17 protein-coding genes are annotated in these 25,390 nt (G+C 44.1%); 1 reads left to right on the top strand and 16 read right to left on the bottom strand.

The genetic code is table 11. The features are described from left to right. Positions 1-18: 18 nt before the first annotated feature. Both kdsA and AXF12_RS08620 read right to left on the bottom strand, forming a co-directional pair. A complete protein-coding gene (gene kdsA / locus AXF12_RS08615) occupies positions 19-810 on the bottom strand; it encodes a 3-deoxy-8-phosphooctulonate synthase (RefSeq protein ID WP_066430283.1) in 792 nt (263 codons plus the stop codon). Between the two features lie 8 nt (positions 811-818). After that, positions 819-1,391, bottom strand: a complete 573-nt coding sequence (locus tag AXF12_RS08620) for a MarC family protein (RefSeq protein WP_066431917.1) — start codon at positions 1,389-1,391, stop codon at positions 819-821. A gap of 293 nt (positions 1,392-1,684) precedes the next feature. On the opposite strand from AXF12_RS08620, the gene mfd reads away from it, so the two are divergent. Then, complete coding sequence (gene mfd, locus AXF12_RS08625) at positions 1,685-4,999, top strand: transcription-repair coupling factor (protein ID WP_066430285.1); 3,315 nt, start codon at positions 1,685-1,687, stop codon at positions 4,997-4,999. A gap of 407 nt (positions 5,000-5,406) precedes the next feature. On the opposite strand, the gene AXF12_RS08630 is transcribed toward mfd, so the two are convergent. The 14 genes from AXF12_RS08630 to AXF12_RS08695 all read right to left on the bottom strand — a co-directional run bounded on the left by AXF12_RS08630 (position 5,407) and on the right by AXF12_RS08695 (position 25,266). Then, positions 5,407-5,922 (bottom strand): hypothetical protein, encoded by a 516-nt coding sequence (locus tag AXF12_RS08630; protein ID WP_066430287.1) that lies wholly within the window; start codon positions 5,920-5,922, stop codon positions 5,407-5,409. 163 nt (positions 5,923-6,085) lie between these two features. Beyond that, the gene (locus tag AXF12_RS08635) at positions 6,086-6,526 is read right to left on the bottom strand and encodes a GNAT family N-acetyltransferase (RefSeq protein ID WP_066430289.1); all 441 of its coding nucleotides are present in this window, start codon (positions 6,524-6,526) and stop codon (positions 6,086-6,088) included. A 12-nt stretch (positions 6,527-6,538) separates the two neighbouring features. Continuing rightward, complete coding sequence (gene pyrF / locus AXF12_RS08640; protein ID WP_066430292.1) at positions 6,539-7,345, bottom strand: orotidine-5'-phosphate decarboxylase; 807 nt, start codon at positions 7,343-7,345, stop codon at positions 6,539-6,541. Positions 7,346-7,570: 225 nt separating this feature from the next. Then, positions 7,571-10,348, bottom strand: coding sequence for a hybrid sensor histidine kinase/response regulator transcription factor (locus AXF12_RS08645; RefSeq protein WP_074860822.1), 2,778 nt, complete (start codon positions 10,346-10,348; stop codon positions 7,571-7,573). 115 nt (positions 10,349-10,463) lie between these two features. Continuing rightward, complete coding sequence (locus tag AXF12_RS08650) at positions 10,464-11,345, bottom strand: carbohydrate kinase family protein (protein WP_066430294.1); 882 nt, start codon at positions 11,343-11,345, stop codon at positions 10,464-10,466. Positions 11,346-12,109: 764 nt separating this feature from the next. Continuing rightward, positions 12,110-13,225, bottom strand: coding sequence for an MFS transporter (locus AXF12_RS08655; RefSeq protein ID WP_066431921.1), 1,116 nt, complete (start codon positions 13,223-13,225; stop codon positions 12,110-12,112). A gap of 63 nt (positions 13,226-13,288) precedes the next feature. Continuing rightward, positions 13,289-15,511 (bottom strand): glycoside hydrolase family 32 protein, encoded by a 2,223-nt coding sequence (locus tag AXF12_RS08660; protein WP_082752984.1) that lies wholly within the window; start codon positions 15,509-15,511, stop codon positions 13,289-13,291. A 270-nt stretch (positions 15,512-15,781) separates the two neighbouring features. After that, positions 15,782-17,245, bottom strand: a complete 1,464-nt coding sequence (locus AXF12_RS08665; RefSeq protein ID WP_066430296.1) for a glycoside hydrolase family 32 protein — start codon at positions 17,243-17,245, stop codon at positions 15,782-15,784. A gap of 133 nt (positions 17,246-17,378) precedes the next feature. Beyond that, positions 17,379-18,737 (bottom strand): DUF4960 domain-containing protein, encoded by a 1,359-nt coding sequence (locus AXF12_RS08670; protein ID WP_066430297.1) that lies wholly within the window; start codon positions 18,735-18,737, stop codon positions 17,379-17,381. 5 nt (positions 18,738-18,742) lie between these two features. Beyond that, positions 18,743-20,407 (bottom strand): RagB/SusD family nutrient uptake outer membrane protein, encoded by a 1,665-nt coding sequence (locus tag AXF12_RS08675; RefSeq protein WP_066430298.1) that lies wholly within the window; start codon positions 20,405-20,407, stop codon positions 18,743-18,745. Between the two features lie 20 nt (positions 20,408-20,427). Then, complete coding sequence (locus AXF12_RS08680; protein WP_231909913.1) at positions 20,428-23,562, bottom strand: SusC/RagA family TonB-linked outer membrane protein; 3,135 nt, start codon at positions 23,560-23,562, stop codon at positions 20,428-20,430. 264 nt (positions 23,563-23,826) lie between these two features. Next, positions 23,827-24,306, bottom strand: coding sequence for a DUF6495 family protein (locus tag AXF12_RS08685; RefSeq protein WP_066430301.1), 480 nt, complete (start codon positions 24,304-24,306; stop codon positions 23,827-23,829). A 14-nt stretch (positions 24,307-24,320) separates the two neighbouring features. Next, entirely contained in the window at positions 24,321-24,557 is a 237-nt protein-coding gene (locus tag AXF12_RS08690; RefSeq protein WP_066430307.1) for a hypothetical protein, read from the bottom strand. A gap of 28 nt (positions 24,558-24,585) precedes the next feature. Next, the gene (locus AXF12_RS08695; RefSeq protein WP_066430309.1) at positions 24,586-25,266 is read right to left on the bottom strand and encodes an SIR2 family NAD-dependent protein deacylase; all 681 of its coding nucleotides are present in this window, start codon (positions 25,264-25,266) and stop codon (positions 24,586-24,588) included. Positions 25,267-25,390: the final 124 nt, after the last annotated feature.

The raw sequence follows: 25,390 nt of genomic DNA on the forward strand, positions 1-25,390 counted from the left end.
AGCACCGAAGTTAAAAGGCTAAAAATTGTAGATAGTTTCTCGGATTGCCACCAGGCGAGTGAGCAGCCCCTCTAAGAGATCGAGGTGGAGCATATTCGCACCGTCGCTTTTAGCGTTTTTAGGGTCGAAATGCGTCTCAATAAAGAGCCCGTCGGCGTTATTAACGATGGCAGCGCGCGCAATGGTTTCGATCATCTCTGGTCGACCTCCGGTAACGCCGCTTTGTTGGTTGGGCTGCTGCAAAGAATGCGTAACGTCCATCACCACAGGGGCGTAAGCGCGCATCGTAGGGATGCCACGGAAGTCGACAATGAGGTCTTGGTAGCCAAACATAGTGCCGCGGTCGGTAATCAGCACGTGCTCGTTGCCAGAATCGAGCACCTTCTGCACGGCGTGCTGCATACTCTCAGGGCTCATAAACTGACCCTTCTTCAAATTGACGGTCTTGCCTGTTTTTGCAGCGGCAACCACTAAATCGGTCTGACGCACGAGGAAAGCAGGGATCTGCAGCACATCAACATAAGCGGCAGCCATTGTTGCATCGGCGATTTCGTGGATATCAGTAACGGTAGGCACCCCAAAAGTACGGCCTACCTTCTCAAGAATCTTCAAAGCCTTCTCATCACCGATGCCTGTGAAGGAATCAATGCGGCTGCGGTTGGCTTTCTTGAAGCTGCCCTTAAAAGTGTAGGGGATGTTTAGCTTATTGGTAATCTGCACGATACGCTCAGCTATGCGCATCGCCATTTCCTCGCCTTCAATGGCGCACGGACCTGCTAAGAGGAAAAAATTTTCTTCTTTATTCAACATAAATCTATCTAAAATAAAGCTTTAATATTCGTAGCAAAGAGTTTTACGGCGATCGCCAGCAAAATCACTCCGAAGAACTTGTGAATCACGCTGATGCCTTGCTTTCCGAGCAGGCGTTCGATCTTATTTGAGAGCTTGAGCACCACATACACAATGACGATGTTAATCAAAATGGCGACGATGATGTTTTCTGTTTCGTACTCGGCGCGCAATGATAGCACGGTGGTCAAGGCACCTGCGCCAGCCACTATGGGAAAGGCGAGCGGCACGATCGAAGCGGTCTCAGGCTCGCTATCTTTGTAGAGGGTGATGCCAAGAATCATCTCTAAGGCTAAGAAAAACAGGATGAATGACCCCGCCACGGCAAACGACTCCACCGTTACTCCGAAGAGGTTCAAAATTTGCTTTCCTAAGAACAAAAATAGGATCAACAGCACCCCTGCTACAATGGCGGTCTTCTCTGACTCAATCTTGCCCGCTTTCTGCCGCAGGCTGATGATCAATGGTATGCTACCAATAATATCAATCACTGCGAATAGCACCATTGTGGCAGAGATGATCTCCTTTCCACTAAAATTCAAATTATAATTCATCTCAGTTGAAAATTTCGGCAAAAGTAATAAAAAAATAGCACATAGAAAAATGATAACAAAAAGTTTTTAATTTATTGCCGATTGGTAGTGTTCAAAGAATATAGGCTTGGCGAGGTGTGTTTTTGCTTGATGATGTGTTTAGATTTGAAATACACTGCTTTCCTCGAACCCACAACGGAGCTGTAACGGATGCCTAACCTCACAAAAAAATTTCTCTGTGTATTATACTTTATTTCTCTAAATAATTTGTACTTTTGCAACCTTAAAAAAACAGGAATCTTGTGAAAGAATTATTACAACAATTTGCAACCCGCAATAGCTATAAATCACTGATAAATAACATAGAAGAAGGAAAAAACACCGCTGTGAAGGGCGTCGCAGGAGCTGCTTTCTCCTTTCTTATCGCAAATATCTTTCAACGCAAGGCGCGCCCTACCTTTGTGATGCTCAACGACAAAGAAGAAAGTGCCTATATCCTCAACGACCTCGAACGATTGCTCGGTGAGCAGTGCGTGCTCTTCTACCCAGATAGCTATCGCCGCCCTTACCAAATCGAGCAGACCGATAACGCCAACGTATTGCTGCGCGCTGAGGTGCTCAACCGTTTCTCCCAAAATAAAAACACCATCGTGGTAACCTACCCCGAAGCACTCTTCGAGAAGGTAATCACACAAGGGCAATTAGAAAAAAATACCCTCTCAATAGCAAAAGGCGAGCAAATTTCACTCGATTTCCTCAATGAAATCCTATTTTCATACCAATTTATTAGAACAGACTTCGTTACCGAGCCTGGTGAGTTCTCCATCCGTGGAGGTATCGTCGATGTTTTCTCATTTTCGAACAACGAACCCTATCGCATTGAGTTTTTTGGCAATGAAATTGAGAGTATCCGCACTTTTGATGTCGAAACACAACTATCCACAGCGCAACTTAGCCAAATAAGCATCATACCTAACGTAGAAAACAAGCATTCTAACGAAATAAGACAAACATTTCTCGATTATTTGCCCGATGACACCCTTATATTCGCAAAAGATATGGATACTTTTGGCGAAAAAATCGATAAACTATTCAAAAAAGCCTCAGAAACCTACCAAACGCTGCCAAATGAAGTAAAACACATCACCCCAGAAGCCCTTTTCTGCCAAAAAGAAGAACTCCTATCGAGAATTGATACCCTACAACACATTTTTACAGGATTTTCAACAAGCTCGCTACCCCAAATAGACTTTCACACCGTACCACAACCCTCATTCGGAAAGCAATTTGGCCTGTTGGTGAACTATTTCAACGAAAAGCACGATCAAGGCTACGTAAATTACCTATTATGCGCCTCCGAACAACAAGAAAAGCGTTTTCGCGACATATTTGAGGAACTTCAACAGAGCGTTCACTATAAAACTTTCGTACTTTCCCTCCACGCAGGCTTTATCGACCTGGAAAATCACTGTAATATCTTCACCGACCACCAATTTTTTGAGCGATACCACAAATTTTCCCTCAAAAATGGGTACGCCAAGAAGCAAGCCATCACCATTAAGGAACTTTTGCAACTGCAAGTAGGTGATTACGTAACACATATCGATCACGGCATAGGCAAATTCGCTGGTTTGCAGAAAATAGACGTCGGTGGGAAGATGCAAGAGGCTATCAAACTCATCTATGGCGACCGTGATGTGCTCTTTGTCAGCATTCACGCCCTACATAAGATCACTAAATACAACGGAAAGGACGGTGCACCTCCAAAAATCTACAAATTAGGCTCCAACGCCTGGAAAGCACTCAAACAAAAGACCAAAGCACGCGTCAAAGAGATCGCTTTTAACCTCATTCAGCTATATGCAAAGCGAAAAGAGGCTAAAGGTTTCGCTTTTTCGCAAGATTCATACCTTCAGAACGAGCTTGAAGCCTCTTTTCTCTATGAAGACACCCCCGATCAGAGTAAAACCACCGAAGAAGTGAAGAATGATATGCAAAGCGACCGTCCTATGGATCGATTAATCTGTGGTGATGTCGGATTTGGGAAGACCGAAGTAGCTATCAGGGCAGCTTTTAAGGCAGTTGACAACGGAAAACAAGTCGCCGTGCTTGTTCCTACCACCGTTCTCGCCTTTCAGCACTACAAAACCTTCACTTCACGACTGAAAGACCTCCCCGTACGCGTGGAATACCTCAATCGCTTCCGAACTCTTAAAAAAAAGAGCCAAATACTCAAAGATTTAGCCTCTGGGCAGATCGATATCCTCATTGGCACCCATCAAATCGTCGGCGAGAAGGTCATTTATAAAGATTTAGGCCTACTTATCGTCGATGAAGAGCAAAAATTTGGCGTAAATACCAAGGATAAGCTCAAAACCTTAAAAGAAAACTTAGATGTGCTGACCCTTACCGCCACACCCATCCCTCGAACGCTGCAATTCAGCCTAATGGCAGCCCGAGACCTCTCAGTGATCAATACGCCACCCCCAAACCGCTACCCAATCGATAGTCAGCTCATAAATTTCGATGAAGAAACCATCAGAGACGCCATTGTTTATGAAATTCAGCGTGGTGGACAGGTGTTTTTTATGCATAATCGTGTTGAAAACATCCAAGAACTCGCGGGGATCCTTTCTCGGCTTGTTCCAGAGGCAAAAATAGCCGTCGGACACGGACAAATGGACGGTAAAAAGCTCGAAGAAACAATGCTTAGGTTTATGGATGGCACTTACGACGTGCTTGTGGCGACTACCATCATTGAAAGTGGCTTAGATGTGCCCAATGCCAACACCATCTTCATAAATAATGCGCATAACTTCGGCCTTTCCGATCTACATCAGATGCGTGGGCGTGTGGGGCGAAGCAATAAGAAGGCTTTTTGCTATTTTATAACCCCTCCGCTCTCATCGATGAGTGAAGATGCCCGTCGGCGTATGGAAGCCATCTCTCAGTACACTGATCTTGGCAGCGGACTGAATATTGCCCTCAAAGATCTCGAAATCCGCGGTGCTGGCGACCTTCTTGGAGGGGAACAAAGCGGATTTATCAACGAAATAGGCTTCGACACCTATCAAAAGATATTGCAGGAGGCAATTACCGAGCTTAAAGAGCAAGATTTTGCCGATATTTACGGCGTTGAAGAGGAAAACTACCGAACCGACACCCAGATAGACACCGATTTTGAGCTACTTTTCCCCGATACGTATATCAATCGCGTTGCCGAACGCCTTAATTTGTATAACGAACTGAGCAACCTCACCGATGAGGTGCAATTGCAGCAATATGAGCATAACCTTATCGATCGTTTTGGTAAATTACCCCCACAAGCAGTCGATCTCCTTACGAGTGTACGCCTAAAATGGCTTGCTTCATCCTTAGGAATGGAAAAATTAGTGATGAAATTGGGTAAAATGACCGCTTATTTCATTTTCAACCCCGAAAGTAAGTTCTATCAAGGCTCCGTTTTCCAAAATATACTGCAATATGCGCAACATCACCCCTCCGTTTGCCATATACAAGAGAAAGAAACCCGAGGAGGACTGCGTCTTCTTATGATTTTCGACCATATAAAGAGCGTTCAACAAGCATTATCGGTAATGCAAGCCATCAAAAAGTAAAAATAAAAATTGATTTTGTGTAATTAGCGTTTTAAAAGCGATGTTTATTAAATAAGCATCGTTTTTTTTATAAAATAAAATAATTTTACTACATTTTCTTACATAAATTAATCAACGTCCTATCAAAATTACCCAACAACCTATCGTAATTACCCAACAACCTATCCAATTTACCCAACGTCCTATCAAAACTAACCAACAACCTATAAAAATTAATCAACGTCCTATCAAAGTTATCAAATTACCTATAAAAATTACCCATTATCCTATAAAAATTATTCAACGTTCTATAAAAATTACCAAACGTTCTATCGTTTTGATAGGAGTTCCTATAAAAAAGATAGGAGCAGCAATAAAAATGATTGCTGCTCCTCATTCATTAATAATATAAATACCAAAAATGATAGCTATTCGGGTTTTAATTGGAGGTCGTTGATTTTATTATCTCCGTCTTTGGACGTTTCTTTAGCGGATTTCCCTTTGGGGAATCGCTTGCTGAGGTTGTCGAAGATGGTTTTGGCTTCCGTATCTCCCGCTTTGGCTGCTAATTTGATGCTGCCGTAGTAAAGAAGTGCCAATTTGTAGGCTTCGTGCCCTGCGATCATCAAAGTATCTTTGAGGATGCCTGCCAATTGCTCGCAAGTGAAGCTCAAAGGTGTAAGCGACTGGTGCGCACGGAAGTCATGCTGCAAATCTTCCTTCTTCATCACTGCTGGAATGAACTTAGGGTTCAAATTGGTGTACTCAACCACCTTACTTACGAAGGCGAGCGTCTTATCACTCATCTTCGCCAAGGATCTTTTTTCCTCAGTGGACAAATTTTCAGTGTAAGGAGCTAATAATTCCTTGATTTCCTTAAACTTTTCTGATACTTGTGTGATTACCTCTTGAGGTATCTCTGTGTTTAATCGATTTACTGCCATTTTTATAAAATTCTTTATGTATTAAACTTAAATATTGTTATAATTATATAGGTGAAGCACGCTATAAAAGAGGTGCCTCATTAATTACACTACAAAGGTAAGTAAAAAATAGATACGAACCTAATTTTTTTATGAAAAAAGTCGATAAAAAATTGTCCTTTGGCTATTCAGGATAGATCTGTTTGAGTGCTTTTACATACACGTTTACCCTTTTATCCTTAAAGCCTTCGCTCTCATAGAGGTTGATAGCAGCTTGATTGTCAGGCGAGGAGAACAAAAGTATCTCACCCAGCCCCAATTGCTTTCCTTTGGCAATCAATTGCTCGACGAGCTGCCTTCCGATCTGCTTGCCGCGCACGGAAGCATCGACCACTACATCTTCAATCCAGCCTTTGTATCCCGAAGTAACCTTGTAGACCGCCATTGATGCCATCGCGAGCAATCTTTTATCCTCGATGTAGCCCACGATGTAGGGCGCCTTGCTCTCATCCTCGAAAAGCTCGTTGAGCGGTTGCTGAAACCTGCGGCTCAACTGGGCGAATAAGCGATGGGCATCGTCAACCATCTGTGGAGTTAGCATATCCTTAGTTATAAATGTAATCATCTCAATAATTTTTTAGTGAATCCAACGTGCCATAGCCTCTTGCAGCTCTCTGGCTTTAATAGCCGCCACTGCGGCAAAGTCCTCCCCGTGCGAAGCATAGATAATCCCCCGCGAGGAGTTGATAAGCAGCCCAAAATGTTTGTTAAGGGCATTTTCGCACACCTCATCCACGCTTCCCCCTTGGGCACCGACCCCAGGAACGAGCAAAAAGTGCTCTGGAATGAGCGCGCGCACCTCTTTTAAGTGCTCAGCCTTGGTCGCACCAACCACATACATCAAATTTTGACTGTTTTTCCACGTGAGTGAGGTGCGAATCACCTTTTTATAGAGCGCATCTTTATCCGTTTTTTGCAGCTGGAAGTCCGCCGCGCCCTCATTGGAGGTCAAAGCCAGCAGAATGGTGTTTTTACCTTCGTATTCGAGGAAAGGTTCGACGGAATCGCGCCCCATATAGGGGGCAACGGTAACGCTATCGAACTTAAGGTCAGTGAAAAACGCCTTGGCGTACATCGCCGCAGTGTTGCCGATGTCGCCTCGCTTGGCGTCGGCAATAGTAAAGAGCTGCGGGTAGAAAACATTGAGGTAATCGACAGTGTGTTTGAGTGCCTGCCATCCTTCGAGCCCCTGCGCCTCGTAAAAAGCTACGTTAGGCTTGTAAGCCACGGCATAAGGCGCCGTCGCATCGATAATCGCCTTGTTAAAAGCGAAGATAGGGTCGGGCTCAGTGAGCAAAAACGGTGGTATTTTGGACATATCGGTGTCCAAACCCACGCAAAGCAACGATTTTTTAGCACGTATCTGTGCAATTAATTCTTCCATAATGTAAATTTTTAACTATCCACAGAAGGATTACCCCTACACCGAGATAAAGACGAGGTTTTGCCCTCGGATAGGTCGGATAACGACTGAAAAACAGCCGACTACCTTATGCGGATCTGTTATTGATAATGTTTAACACCGCAAAGGTAAATATTTTTTTGCGTCCGACCAAATAAAAAGGAAGAAAAATGATATTAAATGAAGAAAAACGTCTCCGAAAGGTTGCTATTTTATTTTTTCTAAGTACTCTGAAGGGCTTTCTGAATAGAAGTCCTTGAAGCATTTTGCGAAATAGGACGGCGAAGAGAAACCCACCTCATAAGCGACTTCAGAAATGCTCTTGCTTTTAGTGTTCAGCAGTTGACGAGCGTACTTCACCCTGATGATTCGGATAAGCTCGTTGGGCGTGTACTCGGTAAGGGTTTTAATCTTGCGGTAGAGCGCCGAACGCGATAAGCCCATCTCGTCCGAGAGCTCATCTACGCTCAATTCTGGGTTGGAGAGGTACTTCTCAACGCAGGCGGTGAACGCGGTTATGAAGTCCTGCTCCATTTTTCCAAGAGTATCGCCCTTAGTTTCATTGACCAAGAAGTTGCTAAAGGTCTCGCGGATCTGTTTTCGGGTCTCGATGAGCTTCCGAACGCGGGTTTTCAGCAGAGAAGCGTTGAAAGGCTTTGCAATATAAGCATCTGCGCCGCTTTCAAAGCCCAATTGCTTCTGCGTATCCAAAGCGTACGCCGTAAGCAATACCACAGGGATGTGATTGGTAGAGAAATTGCTCTTTACCAGCTTGCAAAGGTCGAAACCATCCTGCAAAGGCATCAAAACATCGCTGATGATGATGTCAGGAAGGAACTTTTTAGCATATTCAAAGCCTTCTTCGCCATTTTCAGCCTCTACAACTGTGTATTCTTCAGAAAGTAGGTACTTAATAAACTTCCTCATATCAGAATTATCCTCAACGATGAGTACTGTAGGCTTCTCACTGTCGTTTTTAGGGGTATTGAGTGTCGTAAACGCTAACTTTTCGCTTTTTACAGCTCCTTCGGGCAATAAATCTAAGTGAGCATCGATATAACTCGACTCGTAGGCATCATTTTGAGCAATCTCCTTCTGCAAAAAAGGCAAACACACTGTGAAAGTCGTTCCTTGCTGCTCAGAACTTTCCACCGACACCTTTCCATTATGCGAAAGCACCAATGCTTGCACTAACGCCAGCCCAATTCCAGAGCCTTCACTGTGAGGATTTACCTTGTAAAAGTGTTCAAAAACATCGGCGAGCTTATCTTCAGGAATGTAAGATCCCGTATTGAAGACTTTCAGGACAGCAAAAGCCTCGCCGTCAATAAGTTCTTTATGGATACTGATAGAAATCTTTCCGCCAGAAGGGGTAAACTTAATCGCGTTGGAGAAAAGATTGAAGTAAATCTTCTCAACCTTCTCCTTATCGAAGACCATTTCGAAGGAGGTGTCCTCTTCTGCTGAAAAATCAAACGATATTTGCTTCTGACGCATCGAATTTTCAAAAAAAGTATTCATTTCGATGAGAAACATCTTCAAATTACCCCGAGTGAAGTACATTTTTAGCTTGCCGTTCTCGTAACTTCTAAATTCTATAATCTCAGAGATGAGATGCAAGAGTCGGTGGCTGTTTTTCTTGATGAGAAACAGGAGATTGCGTTCCTCTTCACTAAAAGAACGCCTGCCAATGAGCGAATCCACAGGACCTAATATCAAAGAGAGTGGCGTTTTGAACTCGTGCGATATGTTCGTGAAGAACAATAGCTTTGCTTGGGTAGCTTCTTCTAATTGTTTGGATATTTTTTCTAAGTTTTCCTTCTGTTCTTGAAGTGTTTCAGCTTGTTTTTGTATTTCGAGGTTCTGTTTTGCAAGTTTTTCGTTCGTTTTGCTCTTTAAATAATAGGCTCGTATGGATAAAAGGAAGAATAAAGTAGTAAAACCGATCGCAATGAGGGCAATATATACCAGAGAACGCTGGTTTGTATAGCGAACGAGACTCTCAGAGAGCTGTCCGTTGATAGCATCGATGCGTTGCTGCTTCTGTGCGATCTGTTCGGTTTGCAATTGCTGAATGCGCACATTGCTTTTATCTATCACGGCTGTATTTAGGATATTCTCACGCTCAAAAGGCTCTTTTTTGAGTATTTTTAATGCCAATTCAATCACTTTATCGCCGCCTGTTGGGTAAATAAAGGAAGCATCTTCTACATCGTGCTGAATATTCTTCAAACCGACCTCCTGCAAGGCATCAATTCCTATGATGAAGGGCATTTTTCCACTCAAATGCATCAAAGATTCGTGCACTCCTTCCGCCATTGGATCGTTCATTGCAAAAACAAGATCTACTTTTGGAAAATTTTCCTTTAAAGCAACTTCCATCGCCTCTGTGGCTGCTGCTTTTTGATAGTTCCCAAATAATTCTGCGACGATCTTAATATCAGGATAAGCACTCAGTGCATCGATAAAGCCCTTATGACGCTCTGTATCGGAGGTAGCACCGCGAGTTCCGCGCATTTCGAGTATATTTCCCTTGCCTTTGAGCGTTCCTGCGGCGTATAAGCCTGCTTCTTTGCCTATTTGATAGTTATTTGCACCAACATACGCCGTAAAATCGTCAGAATCGATCTTTCTATCGACTAAAATAACAGGAATACCGCTGTTGTAAGCCTTTTTTAACACGGGTGTACACGCTTTTGACTCGTTGGGTGATACAATAAGCAAATCTACACCTCTATTAATAAGTTCATCGATGTCGGCGATCTGTTTTTCAGTATTATCACGTACGCTACGAATGATAAGCTCTATTGGCTCTTGCGAAAGGCTCGCCTCACGCTTGAGTTCGTCATTCATCGTCTGACGCCAGAGATCTTCGCTGCATTGTGAGACTCCTATCACATATTTTGACTTCTTTTCCTCCTTACAAGCTCCTATCAGAAGTGCAAAAAGCACCATTATGGCATAAAATACTATTTTTTTCATCATAAATATCTCCTTATTGCATTAGGATTGTATTATTTCGCAAAAAACACCCTCCTTTATCCATAAGAAGGGTGTTTTTTATTAATTATTAATACTACCACACCATATTTTTTGCTTTTTACTCTCTAAAAAGCTCCAAATGTGCATCGGCTAAGCGTGGCATTGCACCGTGTTGCTGACAAACATAGGCAGAAACCTCTACCGCCAATTGATGCGACTCTTCCAAAGTGCGTCCCATCAAATAAGAGGCTACAAAAGCTGCCGTAAACGAGTCGCCTGCGCCAACTGTATCCGCAATTGTGATTTTGGGCGTTGGAAGAAAAGATTCTTTTTCGGTATTTATTACCCAACTGCCCGCTGTACCCTTCGTTAGTATCATAAACTTCAATCCGAAGGTTGTCAGCAGTCTTTCACACACCTCCACTTCGGTGCCCTGCCAGCCAAACATATCGGATATCTTAACGATTTCTTCGTCGTTAATTTTCAGTGCATTGGCTTTCTGTAAGGATTCTTCGATGATTTCCTTAGTGAAATAATTCAACCGAAGATTGATGTCGAACACCTTTAGACTGTCCTCAGGCATCAACGACAAAAAGCTGTAAATAGTGTTGCGCGAGACTTCACTGCGTTGTGCAAGTGTGCCAAAACACACCGTTTGCGTATTTTTAGCAAGATTTTCAATGCGTGAAGTGAGTGGAATGTTATCCCAAGCCACATTTTCGCAAATTTCATACGTGGGAACGCCTCTTTTATCGAGTTGTACCTTCACCGTGCCCGTTGGGAAGTCCGTTTTTTCGATAATATAGTTAAGTTCCTTCTCTTCGAGGTTTTTTAAGATCTCTTTTCCGAGTAAATCACCTCCAATAGCACTCACCGCGTATCCATTAAAGCCAAATTGTGAGATATGATACGCAAAATTAGCGGGTGCTCCTCCTAATATCTTTCTTTCTGGGAAAACATCAAACAATATTTCACCCAAACCTACTACTGTGTTCTTCATTACTTTTAAATTTTAATTATTACTTCTTTTATTTATGTCAATTTACACCTATAATATATACCAAATATTTTAATGTTTGATAAAAATATAAGTGTATTTATATACTTAAACTATTAATAATTACTCAAATTCGGGTGATTTTTACCTTTATACAATGTGAAAAATATAAATTACGATAAACTTTTGTCTTTTTACATATTGAAAAAGACAAAAAATCCGATTTTTTGTTTACTTCAATATTGAAAATCAAAAATCACGCCGAACTTTGGCTTATTATAATATATAAATTAAAAAATGTTCCGAACTCTGAGCTACTTTAATATGTAAATAGAAAATTGTTCCGATTTTTGACTTCAACTAATATGCATTAAAATTTCGTTTCAAACAGAAAATTTTATTCACTTATTTTTCTTAATTTATTCACTTATAAAAGTTCATTTCACATTCATTTTTATTTTTATTTCATCGACAAAATTTTGTTTCACTTTTCACTCTTTTAAATTGCAAAATAAATTTATTTTTACAAATATTGTTTTATGTCGTCCCAAAGTGAAATTGCTTAAAAATATATTATTTTTCGCTGTCCCAAACTGGGACGCGCAAAAAATATATTTATTTTTAAAAAACTTTGGTAGTTTTTGCAAAAATACTATTTGTAAAAGCCAACATCTCGTGGTTTTTGACAAAAATAAACATTTTTAACTTCATTTTTTATATAAAAATAGGGTAAACGTATTCATTTACCCTATTTTTCACTTTATGATTTAATTATTGGACGTATGCACCTCTTTTCCTTTGAGGCGTAGACCGATAAATAGCAAATAAGCCAATCCAAAGCAAAGAACGATTAAAGCACCTGCTTGCGACTGCAATGCGTCGGAGGCTAATCCCATAAAGAATGGGAATATGGTGCCGCCAAATAATCCCATAATCATCAAGCCTGATACTTCATTTTTCTTCGTTGGCTGATGCAATAAGGCTTGCGAGAAGATGATCGAGAAAACATTCGAGTTTCCGAAGCCTATCAAAGCAAGCGAGGTGTAAATTACGGCTTTGGTTTCGCCAAAGAAGAAGCCAACCATCGCGAGTATCATCAAAAATACACTCACGAGGAAGAATTTTTTGGCAGAAAAGCGCGCTAATATCACCGATCCGCTGAGGCATCCGATAGTTCTGAATAGGAAATAGACGCTAGTGGCAAAACTTGCCTCGCCTACGCTGATGCCTAAGTGTGCTTGCATTAGTTTCGGTGCGGTTACGTTGATACCGACGTCCAAGCCCACGTGGCACATTATTCCTACAAAACACAATAGCACAAAGGGATCTTTCAGCAGCGAAAAACATTCTATAAATGAGGCATTGCGACTGTCGGAAGCGTCTTCCTTAATCACTGTGGATCCGAGCCATAACACGGTGAGCACGGATATGAGGGCAAAGAGCGGGAAGAGATATTTCCAATCGCCGAAATTGCCGAGAAAATAACCCATCAATATCGGCGCGATGAAGGAAGCGATTGCTTTTACAAACTGACCAAAGGTGAGCGAGCTTGCCAGCTTATCGCCACTGACGATCGATGAGAGCAACGGGTTTAACGACACCTGCATCAGGGCGTTGCCGATGCCGAGCAGCGAAAAGGCGATGAGCATAGAGGTATACGAATAGGCTATGAATGGAACAACCATCGAAAGGGCAGTAACCACAAGACTTATGAGTACGGTTTTGCGTCTGCCTATTTTGTTCATCAATACGCCCGTAGGCACTGCGAACAACAAAAACCAGAAGAAAACCATCGAGGGGAAGATGTTGGTAGCGGTTTCGCTCAAATCGAAATCGTCCTTAATATAATTGGCTGCTGTCCCTACCAAATCGACGAAGCCCATACAAAAAAAGGAGAGCATCACGGGCAGCAGATACTTTAAAGTACTATTTTTTTCCATTGTTTGTTATTTTAAATTGTAAACAGTGATATTTTGAGCGGTAACTTTGCCTTTATCTGTGGCAAAACGCAATTTATTATAAGGTGATGACGGGAAAACGGTGTTGGTAAGCACTAATTCACCTCCATTTACGAAGAGTTCTGTTGAAGCGACATCGACCAAGAGGCGAATTTTGTACGATTCCTTCTTCGTCAGTGGTGCTTTGATGGCATTTTGAGAGAAATTGTCGTTGAATTTCGCTCCACTATGCGAGCGATCGACACTGAGGGTTTTGTTTACCACATCAAAGGCAAAAGTGAGTTTTTCGCCTTTGTCATTCTCCAGAGTAAAGTTAAAATTCTGAGTTTCGGCGTCTGGTTTTAGGGTAAATTCAAGTTCGTAAGCCCCGTCGTTCTTTGCAAGCAGAGGAGTCACCTCAAGCGATGGATTTGCCTCCTTAGTGCCGATGCTATTCGTATCGCGGCGAAGCGAGGTCAATTCCTTCACGGGATAATTAGCCACCACAAGATGCTCGCCATTGTCTGCCAAAGTAAGCTCGCGCGCTACGGTCATCGCTCCACGGAAGTTTACCGGCGGGATATCGTTGGCATAATCCCAATTGTTCATCCAACCAAGGAAAAGACGCCTGCCGTCGCTCTGCGGCACATTGCTCCAAGTAACTCCCGCGTAATTATCGCGCCCGTAATCGATCCACAAAGGATACGCAAGCGGATCGGGGGTGAATGTACGCCCATCGAAGTCGCCAATGAAATATTGTGTGGCACTTCCGCCGTTAGGACCCCCAGGGTTGATGCTGACGAAGAGCACCCACTTGGTTTTACCCTTATACGTAAGCGGAAAGAGGTCGGGACATTCCCAAACGCCACCGTGGTCGCCGATATTTTCGCCGAACTCACTCAGGCGCGTCCATTCTTTGAGATTTTTCGATCCATAGAAGGTAATTGTCTGCGTAGTGGCGAGTGAAAGCACCCATTGCTTACTCGGAGCGTGCCAAAACACCTTAGGATCGCGAAAATCGATGAACTTAGGGTCGGTCAGCACGGGATTATGCTCGTATTTAGTAAAGGTTTTCCCACCATCGAGGCTATAAGCGATGCTTTGCTGTTGTTTTTCGCCAGCTGAGGTGAAGATTGCCACCATTGCACCTTTGCCAAAGCCAGCGGTGTTGTCGTTATCGATTACTGCTGAGCCAGAGAAGATCGCGCCGAGTTTATCGGGGAAAAGCGCAATAGGTTCGTACTGATAATGCACAAGATCGCGGCTAACGGCGTGCCCCCAATGCATATTACCCCAGCGAGCACCATAAGGATTGTATTGATAGAAGAGATGATAGGTGCCATCGAGATAAACCATACCGTTAGGGTCGTTCATCCAGCCATATTGAGGCGTAAAGTGATAGATAGGGCGAAAAGCCTCGTTATAATTGAAATCATAGGTATCGGATTGCTTGATCTCCTTGAGGAAAAGGTCGTCGCTCTTTACAACAGCGAATTTCAATCCTATTTTTTTGCCTTTATAAGCCTCGATAGGGATAGGCACCCAATAGTTGGTCTTGCTCTGAGCCAAACGGACGTTTATCGGCTCGCCAATGGGCTTTCCATCAGCGATGAGCTGTATTTTTGCCTCAGGAGCGGCGTCCTCAATGGGCAGCAGCAGGAATTTCTTCTCGGCGTTGAACTCTTTGGTGTAATCAGTCATATATAAACTTTTTTGTTTGTTACCCTGCTCGATCTGGTCGATAAGAATATGCCCCCAACCGCCTCGCTGGTTATCAACTATGCGTATTTGGGCTTTCTTTCCGCGGTATTGCTTTACGTCCCAGCTCATCCATTGTAGGGTTTCACTCTCAAAGAGCGAGCGCGAACGATAAATGCTTTTGCCTTCAACAATCAGTTCGGCGTAAAGGTCGTCAGCAGTGCCCCCTCCTACGAGGAAGTTGATATAATCGCGTTCTATGGTGAAGTCTTTCGAAGTAAGTACGCCACGGGAGTCGTCGCCATTGTTAAAACTATTGGCGAGGTACTTGCCCTCGAATCCACTTACGGGTTGTTGCCCTGCATAAGCCCCTGTAGAGGGTTTATCGCCAAAGGCATCGCCTTCTACTTTCCATTGGGCGAAAGTGCCGCTCTCGAAGTCGTCGATAAGCAGGTCGCCCGAGGAATTACAGCCTACTGCAAGGGCAATCGCCCCCACAGCAACAAGGCTTTTGGTGTATGTAAATCGTTTCATATTACTGTTGCCTTTTGATGCTACAAAATTAATACTTTTTTTTGAATTGACAAGTTTTTTTAAGGATTAGTGGTTAGGAGTTAGGGATTAGAGAATAGTACGCTCATCTTAGCCTTATTGCAGCTTTAATTTGGCTTTCTTTATGCTTTGTCTTGGCTTTGTGATGGCTTTATCCTCTTACTATCTTCCTACTAACCTCCTACTATCTTCTTACTATCCTCTTACCTGTGTCCGTTCTGTGTCCGTATGTTGTCCGTACATTCTGCGTTTTTAGAAGCTAAAGGTAGCAGATCCGTTGCCTACAAAGATGCCCCAAGGGTTTTGATTCATCTTGTAGACGCGGAAGGAGAGTGCGGACTTTCCATTGACGTAAGCCGTAGCAATACTGCCTTCAAGAGCAATTTGCAACTGATATTGCTTGTCAGCAGTAGTGGATAAGTCAAGGCTATTGACCACCACAGGAGCATCGCCTGTCTTTACTTTTACAAGTTGGAGTTTTTTCTCAGTAAGGTTTAGCGTAAGGCGGTAAGTCTCTGAAAGATTGCCACAAGCACCGAACATCAGTCCGAACTTAGTGGCGGTATCGGCTTTTATCGTCGTGGTGAGCTTGTGAAAGCCTTTTGAGAGACGAGGGTATACCTTTTCCTTCGTTTGCTCGCTCAGTGTAACGGCGTCCAAGCCTGAGGTGAGCGAGGAAAGGCTCTCGAAGGTCTTAGGTAAGCTCACGCTAAGCGATCCGTCGCTGTTTTGAGTAAGGCTGTGCACCGCAAGCGAGCCACCCCAATGGTAATTGCCTCCATCTTTATAGCCATCGCGGGTAGGCACCCACCCCACAAGGTAACGCGCTGCGCCATTGCTCACCGTCTTTCCTGCGTAGAAAGCCACATCATTGAGATCGGCATTAGCGGGCGTAGTCCAAGCGGTTTCGCCTACTTTGCGGTATTTATACTGCACGCGGCGGGTATTAATATTCGAGTAAATGAGATACTGATAAGCACCCATTGTGAATACATCAGGGCATTCCACCATAAAGGCAGTATCCTCAGTGTAGAAGAAAGGTTCAGCGGTGTCTTTCTCCCACTTTTTCATATCGGTAGAGGTGAACTTGGCTACCACACCTTTCCATACGCCACCGCCTACATCGGCGCGAGTGCTCAAGAGCATCTTGTAGGCGTTGCCTTCTTTGTAAACAATCGGGTCACGGAACTCATTGCGATCGTAGCCATCGGGAGCGCGGAAGGCAAAAGAAGTATCTTTGGTCAAGTGCAAAGGATCTGTTCCCTTAGCGAGGTATATCCACTCTTTGGGGTCTTTCTCGGCGTTGTGAGCTGTATAGAAGGCGTAATAAGTATTGCCGTCTTTAAACAGCGAACCCGTACCGAGTGCTTTCTCCTGAGAATCGGCAGTTCCACAAGCGATTGCCTCTCCTTTATCCTCATAAGTGATAAAGTCGGACGTAGTAGCGAGATGCCAAGGGTGAAAAGTAGCCCCCGCAGGTCGCTGGTCGTAGAGGTAATAGACATAGAAGGTGCCATTGTCATAGAAAGGCATAGGGTCGCCTACCCACGCATCTTTGGGTGAGAAGTAGGTGGCGTACGTCTGCTTGGTGTCGTTCACATCATAGCAGGTTGGCGCATCAGGGCGCGCATTAGGGTCGTTAGACGCGTAATCGTCTTTATTATCGCAAGCCATAAATGCCGTAAGGCTCAGGGCTAAAAGGATGTTTTTTTTCATTTGTTTGTATTTTAATTAGGGGTTAGGGAATAGGGATTAGGGGTTAGTTTTTAGGACTAACACTTTGAGCTTTCAGTTCTGTTATCTTTCTGATACTTTAGAAGTATACTCTTTATCTCTAATCCCTAAGACTTTATTTTGCTAAATATTCTAAAGCGTTGACAGTAAGGAGCTCCATATTGGCTTTGTAAGTATTTGTACCTTCATCGGTATGCCAATCATAGCTTTCAGTACCGATACATATTGTCTTTCCGCTATTGCCTGATTTGGTGTATTCAAAGATTATTGCGCGGTTCATCGTATCGTTCCAATGGAAGCTGGCTAAGAGCTTAGCTCCACTGGCTGTTTGCCAAGCTGCTGGGTTGTTAGCATAGTCGCCCCATTCAAAGTTCCATATCGCGTTGTGTCCCTTGGCTTTTACTCCTTTAGAGACAAGATAAGCTACGTCAGTGCTTCCTGCTTTAAGGTTAAGTCCCTTGAAGAGTGGGTGCGTTTCATTGCCTGTAAAGCGTATACCCCAGTCGTCATTTACATCAAAAGGCTTATTGTTTTGCCCCCAGAGGTTGTTAGGCACTTTGCCATCTTTTGCGATGCCAAGCGTTGCCACGTATTGGTCAGCCCAAGAGGTCAAGAGGAATGAACCCCCTGCTGCATAGTATTGTTTGAGTTTTTCCACTACAGCAGCATCGGAAGCAATCGCAGGCAAATCGGAGGCATCAGTATCTAAGTGCCACCATATCACCTTGTAGTCAGAGAGCTTCACCTTGCCCTCTTTAATATCCTTAAAGGAGATGTACTTAGCAGTATCATAGTTAGAGATAAGCCAATTGTAAGCGTCTTTCTCATCCTCACCAGCAATCGCAGAAGCGTTATCGGCAGTACCTAAGAAAGCAATAGGCGCAAAAGAAGTTGGTACCACATTGACCGTATAAGCAAAGGATTCGCCTGCATAACTCAGGGTGTAAGTAACGCTCTGGGTGAAGTTTTGCGTTACTCCTGAGGCTGGGCTGAGGGTTGCACCAGGCGTAGTGCTTACCACAGGAGTAAGTGCTGTTACGGCTTCTGTTGAAGGGTATTTTAGGGTGATTACCCCTTTGGTATTATCAATAGTAGCCTTGTACTTCCCTACGGCAAAACTCTCAATAGAGGGGTGCTTAGCAGTAGCGGTATAATCCCAATAGAGATTGCCATTGAAGACGCGGAACTGCGCTCCTTGACTAAGGTCTACTACTGCACCACTTGCAGGCACTACGGTAGCCTGAGCGGGTAGGGAAATATCGGTGGTCATCTTGGTAAGGTCATAACTCCAAGGGGCATAGACCGTAATGGTCTTATCCTCTTCACTGATAATGCCTTGCATTCCTTGCGCTTTAAAGCTATTGATTTTAGCTTCGCGGTCGTTAATTAGCTCGCCTTCATGGGTTTTATCACAAGCCCATAGCCCAATGAGAGAGAAGGCAGCTATGGCAATGTTATGTAATATACTTTTCATAGTCTTTAAAATCCTGCGTTTTGTTTATAAAAGCCCTTTACATAGCCTATTTGGTTCTGAGGAATAGGTATGTATTCATTTTTATTTTTTGTAAAATAAGCACTTGAGAATATTGCTGGACGGCGAGTCTTCTCAGTAGTGTAATAAGCGTTCATCACTTGGTCGGCAATGCCCCATCGCACTAAGTCGAAGAAGCGTGAGCCTTCCATAGCAAACTCAAGGCGGCGTTCCCATCGCAAGGCTTTACGGGCAAAGTCTTGCGTCCAAGTGCAGTTCACTCCGTCTACATAGAGGGCGATGTCTGTATTGGAGGCATAAGGGGTTAGCGTAGTGCTTTGCTTTGCTCTCTGACGCACTTGGTTGATGAGCGGTAGTGCCTCATTGCTTCGGTTGAGCTCAATGAGAGCTTCGGCACGCATCAATAGTACATCAGCATAGCGCAACACAATGCGATTCTTAGAGTTACCTCTGAAAGGGTTGATATTCTTAAAGCAACTGCACGAAGGGTCTACGTTTTCTTTAAGAGATGAGTAATAACCATAGACGTTGGGGTTGCGGTTCCAATCCTCTTTGTAGATAAGGTCGGGGTTGTACTTATAAGGTACATCAGGCAGTGCAACGGTATGGTAGAGGCGAGGATCGACCTTATCAGAAGTGGCATTGTAATTGGCTTCATTAAAGTTATCGAACTCAGGTAACCCATTGCTTGTTTTGAAAGCATTGACAAGGTTTTGGCTGGGCTTGTGGAAGTCGCAGCAACCGAGCTTTTGAGGCGTTGAGAGCTGATCTCCCCAATTGAGGCGTCCATACATTGTGCCGTCCTCAGCAGAGTATTGCACTGCAAAGATGGACTCTTTGCCATTCTCGTAACTACCAGGGAGGAAGTTAAAACCAAAGTCATCTTCTAAGCCATAGTTTGAGCCTATTACCTCAGCCGTATAGGTGATTACTTGCTGCAAATCCTGCGCATTGATTTCGGTAACGTTATGGGCTTCATCTTGGCGGTAGGCTTTGTAGAGATAAGCCTTGCTCAGATAAGCAGCCGCAGCGTATTTATTGGCACGTCCTTTCTGCAATTGCTGTGGAGGGAGCAGATCATAAGCCTTCTTAAAATCGGAAGTGATGTGCGCCCATTGCTCATCATTAGGCAAAGTGTTAGGAGTGCGCTCATACTCATCGCTGGGGGTACCTTCTTCTACGAAAGGAATATAGCCGAAGGTAGTCTTGAGCATAAAGTAGAAATGCCCTCTGAGGAAGTACATTTCGCCCATACGCGCCTGACGAGCAGGCATCTCTGCGTCGGTGGTCTTCTGCAAAGCACTTAAAGCATTATTAGCACGCGATATAGCCTCATAACACATAAACCACAAGCGGTCGGCTTCACCAAAGGTAGGGTTGATATTTTGTGCTATTTCGTAGTAGTGAAAGTCCTGAATATCGCTGATATCTTGCCCACCTTTGTAAGCATCATCGGAACGCACATTACCATAGGGCCAAAGGCTGAAAGGGGCATCGTAGTGGTCATTACCCAGCGAAGCGTAGGCAGCGATGACTAAGTCCTCAGGCTTGACTTGGTCTTGTGTCATAATCCCTTGAGGAGTGTCGTCCAAGAAGTTGCAAGCGGTCAATAGGCTTGCGAGGGATAGAATGGTATATATTGTCTTTTTCATCTCTGTAATTCATTTAAAGGTTAGAATGATGCATTGAGCCCCATCGTAAAGGTGATTGGGATAGGGTAACCGAAGTTAGGGTTTTCGGGGTCTTGCCCTGTAAAGTTCTTGCTCTTGATGGTGAAGAGGTTTTGCCCACTGACGTAAAGACGCAGCTTGCTGAGTTTTATCTTCTCAATAAGGTCTTGAGGCAATGAATAGCCTAACTGTACATTGCGGAGCTTAAGGTAAGATCCGTTCTCAACCAAGTAAGTAGAAAGACGCCCTTCGTCATTGTCATTGGTAGCTGCCACACTTGGTATATCGGAATTAGGATTGGTAACAGGGTCAAAAGCATCTAAGAGGCGGCGACCTTTGTTAGAATAGGTGTCGTCTACACTCCAAAAGTCAGTGTGCTTCTTCACCTCATTGATGATATCCACATTCTGTACCCCTTGCAGGAAGACAGTAAAGTCAAAACCTTTGTACTCTAAATTGACATTCAAGCCGTAGATAAAATCAGGGTAAGGATTGCCTATCCAAGTGCGGTCGTCTTCATTGACTACCCCATCGTTATTGAGGTCGCGGTAACGGATACGCCCAATGCCTTTCCCATTCTGTGCGGGATGCTGGTCAAGCTCTTCCTGAGTGCGGAAAAGCCCATCTGCTACATAGCCATAGTAAGAACCGTAAGGGCGACCTAAGATATTGTCCCACTTGCCATTGCCTCCGTAGGCATTGATCACCGATTCAGGCAAAGCAGTAACCTTATTCTTATTGGTAGAGACATTGGCATTCACGTCGTAGTGCAAGCCGAAAGAGGTTTCATTGCGGTAGCCGAGAGATACTTCCCAACCTTTGTTTTCCATTCCCGCACCATTGACCCATTGGTCAGCACCTTCACCCTTTACGCCTGCATAAGGCGGTTGCACGAGGATGTCCTTTGTCTTCTTAATATAGTACTCTGTCGAACCATAAAGGGCATTGTTAAAGAAACCAAAGTCAAGACCAAAGTTCGTTTGGGTTGTAGTCTCCCACTTGAGGTTCTTATTGCCTAAGCGGCTACGTCTCACTCCTGAGGCAAGTTGCCCTGTGCCTTTACCTTCAATATCATAAGAGGTATTCCAAATGCCTGTACCTGACCAAATATAATCGCCTGTTACACCATAATAAGGATTGTAGATGTCATAGATCGCGTAATTGTAGATATCTTGGTTACCATTCTGCCCCCATCCGAAACGTAGCTTGAGCTCGCTGATGGTCTGGCGGTAGTTATCCATAAAAGCCTCTTGCGAAAGGCGCCACCCCAAGTTGAACGCAGGGAAAGTACCCCAACGGTTGTCCTTATAGAAACGCGAAGAACCATCGTAGCGAATGGTCGCTGAGGCTAAGTAGCGATTGTCATAAGCAATATTGACCTTGCCAAAGTAAGACATCAGCTTATAGCCTGTAGCATCGCCACGCCCTGTGATAGCTCCTGTGCCTAACGATGGCCACATATACTCAGGGGTTTCTAAAGCAAAGTTATTAGCCTGCACGGCAAAGTTAATATCACTTTGTGCGAACATCTCCATCCCTGCGAGGGTTTCAAAACGCGCTTTGCCCAGAGTGAAGTCATAAGTAGCAGTGTTTGCCCAGTTCCATTTTGTCCAATGGCTTTGCTCTAAGAAGGAGAAAGTCTTTTCCTTACCTTCTTCCATAAAACCTGAGATATAAGAGTGGTTGAGGGCACGCTTGTAAAGATTGCCATAGTCAAGCCCAAAGTTAGAACGCAAGTTGAAGTCCTTTATAGGCTGAATATTGATAAAAGCATTCCCGAAGAGTCGCCAGTAGCTATAGCGATTGTCCTTATTGTCATTGACAAGGCGCGCAGGATTCTGACGGTCGGGCAAGCCATTGACAGGACCGCCCCAATTCTTGCCGTCCTTAGTGCGCACAGGGATAAAAGGCACTCCACGCATCGCCGCTTCCGTAATGTTGTGTGGCTGCTCTACCTCGCTGGTGCGATTGATAGTAAAGTTCTCACCAATAGTAATGGCATCACCCAGCAGCTTGTAATCGGTATTGATACGCGCTGAGAGACGCGAGAAGTCAGTGTTCTTTACCAAACCATCATTCTGGTAGTAACCCAATGATAGGAAGTAATTGCCCTTCTCAGTACCATTCGTAACCGATAGGTTGTACGATTCGGTTACTCCCATACGTGTGATTTCTTTAAACCAATCGGTATTGGAAGGCAACATTGCGTGCCCACCTTTGTCAAAGTATTCACGTGGATAATAAAGGTTCTTCAGGGTGCTATTGCCTTGTGCATCGGTGGTATAGTCGTAATAGATACCCAGCGGATTGTCATTAGGGTTATTCCCTTTATTGATATTCGCCTTCCAAAGCACTTGTGCATACTCATTGGAGTTGAGCATCTTCATACGTGAGTGGAAAGATTGGGTAGTGATGTAGTGATCAAAATCTACTTTCAATATGCCTTTCTTACCCTTCTTAGTAGTGATAACTATTACCCCATTGGCAGCACGCGATCCGTAGATACTCGCTGCCGAAGCATCGCGGAGCACTTGTATACTCTCAATGTCGTTGGAGTTAAGCTCGTGCATTCCACCCTGTGTGGGGACACCATCTATAATATAGAGTGGGTCATTGTTATTGAGCGTCCCTACCCCACGGATGCGAATAGTAGCTTTCCCTGCAGGACCGCCGTTGTCTGTTACCTGCATACCTGCTACGCGTCCTTGAAGGGCTTTCATAGGGTTGTTTTCAGCAGTGGACATCATCTCGTCCACCTTCACCACCGAAACGGCACCTGTAAGGTCGGTCTTGCGCTCCTTACGATACCCCACCGAAACGGTTACTGCCTCCAAAGAGGTTACTTCTTCCTCCAAACTCACATTGATCTCCTTGCGACCTTTTACTGCTACGTTTAAGGTCTTATAACCAATGTAAGAAAAGGAAAGCGTGTCAGCCGCAGCTACCCCCGATAGGTCGTACTTACCGTCAAAGTCGGTAGTGCCTCCAACGCTCTTGTGCTTTACGACCACACTCACGCCCATCATAGGGCTGTTGTCAGTCTTTGATTTTACAATCCCTTTTATGTGTTGCTGTGCGGAAAGCACTCCCACACATAGGCAACATAAAAGTGAAAGTAAGTTTCGTGTATGTGTCATCTTACTCATCGTTTGATTAGTTTTAATTCTGCGGCAAAGGTACACACACGAGGGCTAACTGACTATCAAAAATTGACCAAAAACGAGCAAAAATGTTGCAAGGCAGTCTTTTTTTAAGATTTCTTTATAATAGTGTACCTACTGATTATCAAACGATTAAGCCGTTTGACACGATTTTGATAGTAAATGAACGAAAATTAACAGTCGCAAAACAGCGCGTTACTTGCTTTCGGAAAGATACTACCACAGAGCTGTGCCATCTGCTTATTTATGCTCCCTACTAAAATACTTACTGAGCCGCTGTCCATCGGTAACCGCCATTCCACCATCTCTGATCATCTTAAAGATCTGAAAATTGCGATCCTCTTTTACAAACTGTTGCACCCCATTATATACCTCTACGGCATCGGTATCAATATGTTCGAGAAGCCACCCCCAACCCTCATTACTACGGAGGTCGATAGCAGGGTCGTTTATCTGCATCATAAGCAAGCGCGCCTCAGTCTCTCCATAGAAATAACCGTAATACGCATCGGCATCCACACGCTCTAAGTACTGAATCTTAGTAAGGCTTCGCTCCCACACCAAATCGCTGAATAGGTCGAGCTCCTCCTCTACTAACTCAGGCTTGTGTGCCCTAATCTCACGCCACTCCTCGGCGGTAATCTCTTGGGTTGCCAAAAAGCGAGCAAACTCCTCGTGCAGTGCTTCCAACTGCTCTCTTGTCAGTCGTGTATATCTCATTCTTGCAGCTTTAATTAATACTCTTCCTCAATGCGAGCCATCTCTCTATCGTAGAACACATTTGCCTCAGCAATGAGCTGCTCTGCTTCGTTGGCAAGCTCCTGCTCATCTTCTTCATCAAACTCTTCAAGCCATTCCACCTCATCGGTAACTACATTGAGCACAAAACGTGGATACTCCAAGTGCACCACAAAGATATCATCCCCACAATCGGAATTATCTCCTAATAAAAACTTTGGAAAATTACTCATAAAATATTCTTTTTTTATCACTCCTTTCCTACTTCAACATTTCTATTACCTTTTTCACCCCTGCCGATGCCTTGTCAGCAATCACCGTCAAGCCTTCGCTGCTGCTAATAGCTGGGTGCAAATCTATATAGTAAATAGGGCACTGCGCAGGGGCGTAGTCCATCAGCCCGGCAGCAGGATACACCTGCAAACTCGTCCCTATAATAAACAATATATCAGCAGTTTCAACCTCTTCCACTGCCTTCACTATCATTGGCACTTCTTCGCCAAACCACACTATATGAGGGCGCAACTGCACTCCTGAAGGGCTCAAATCGCCCACTTTAATATCCTCTTGGCAGTCGTAAATCGTAAAAGGGTCGTCCACGGAGCGCATCTTCTTAAGCTCACCGTGCAAGTGGATAACCTTATGGCTGCCCGCTCGTTCGTGGAGGTCATCAACATTTTGGGTGATAATCACCACCTCATAATCCTTCTCTAAGGCTGCCAACTGCTTATGTGCCTCATTAGGCTGCACTTCCGCAAGCTGACGCCGCCGCTCATTGTAGAAATTGAGCACCAACTCAGGATTTCGCTCAAAGCCCTCAGGCGAAGCCACATCCTCCACACGGTACCCTTCCCACAAGCCCCCTGCATCGCGAAAAGTATTGATACCACTCTCCGCACTGACGCCAGCCCCTGTGAGGACTACAATCTTCTTCTTTTTCATAAAATTGTATTTTGATACTAATTAATATTGGTGCAAAGATAGTACTTTCCTCGTGAAAAGACAGAATAAAAACTTGTAAAAATATTAACTTTATTTAAGAGAAATTCATAATAAGGCACTTAGT

The organism is Capnocytophaga haemolytica (assembly GCF_001553545.1).
Lineage (GTDB): Bacteria > Bacteroidota > Bacteroidia > Flavobacteriales > Flavobacteriaceae > Capnocytophaga > Capnocytophaga haemolytica.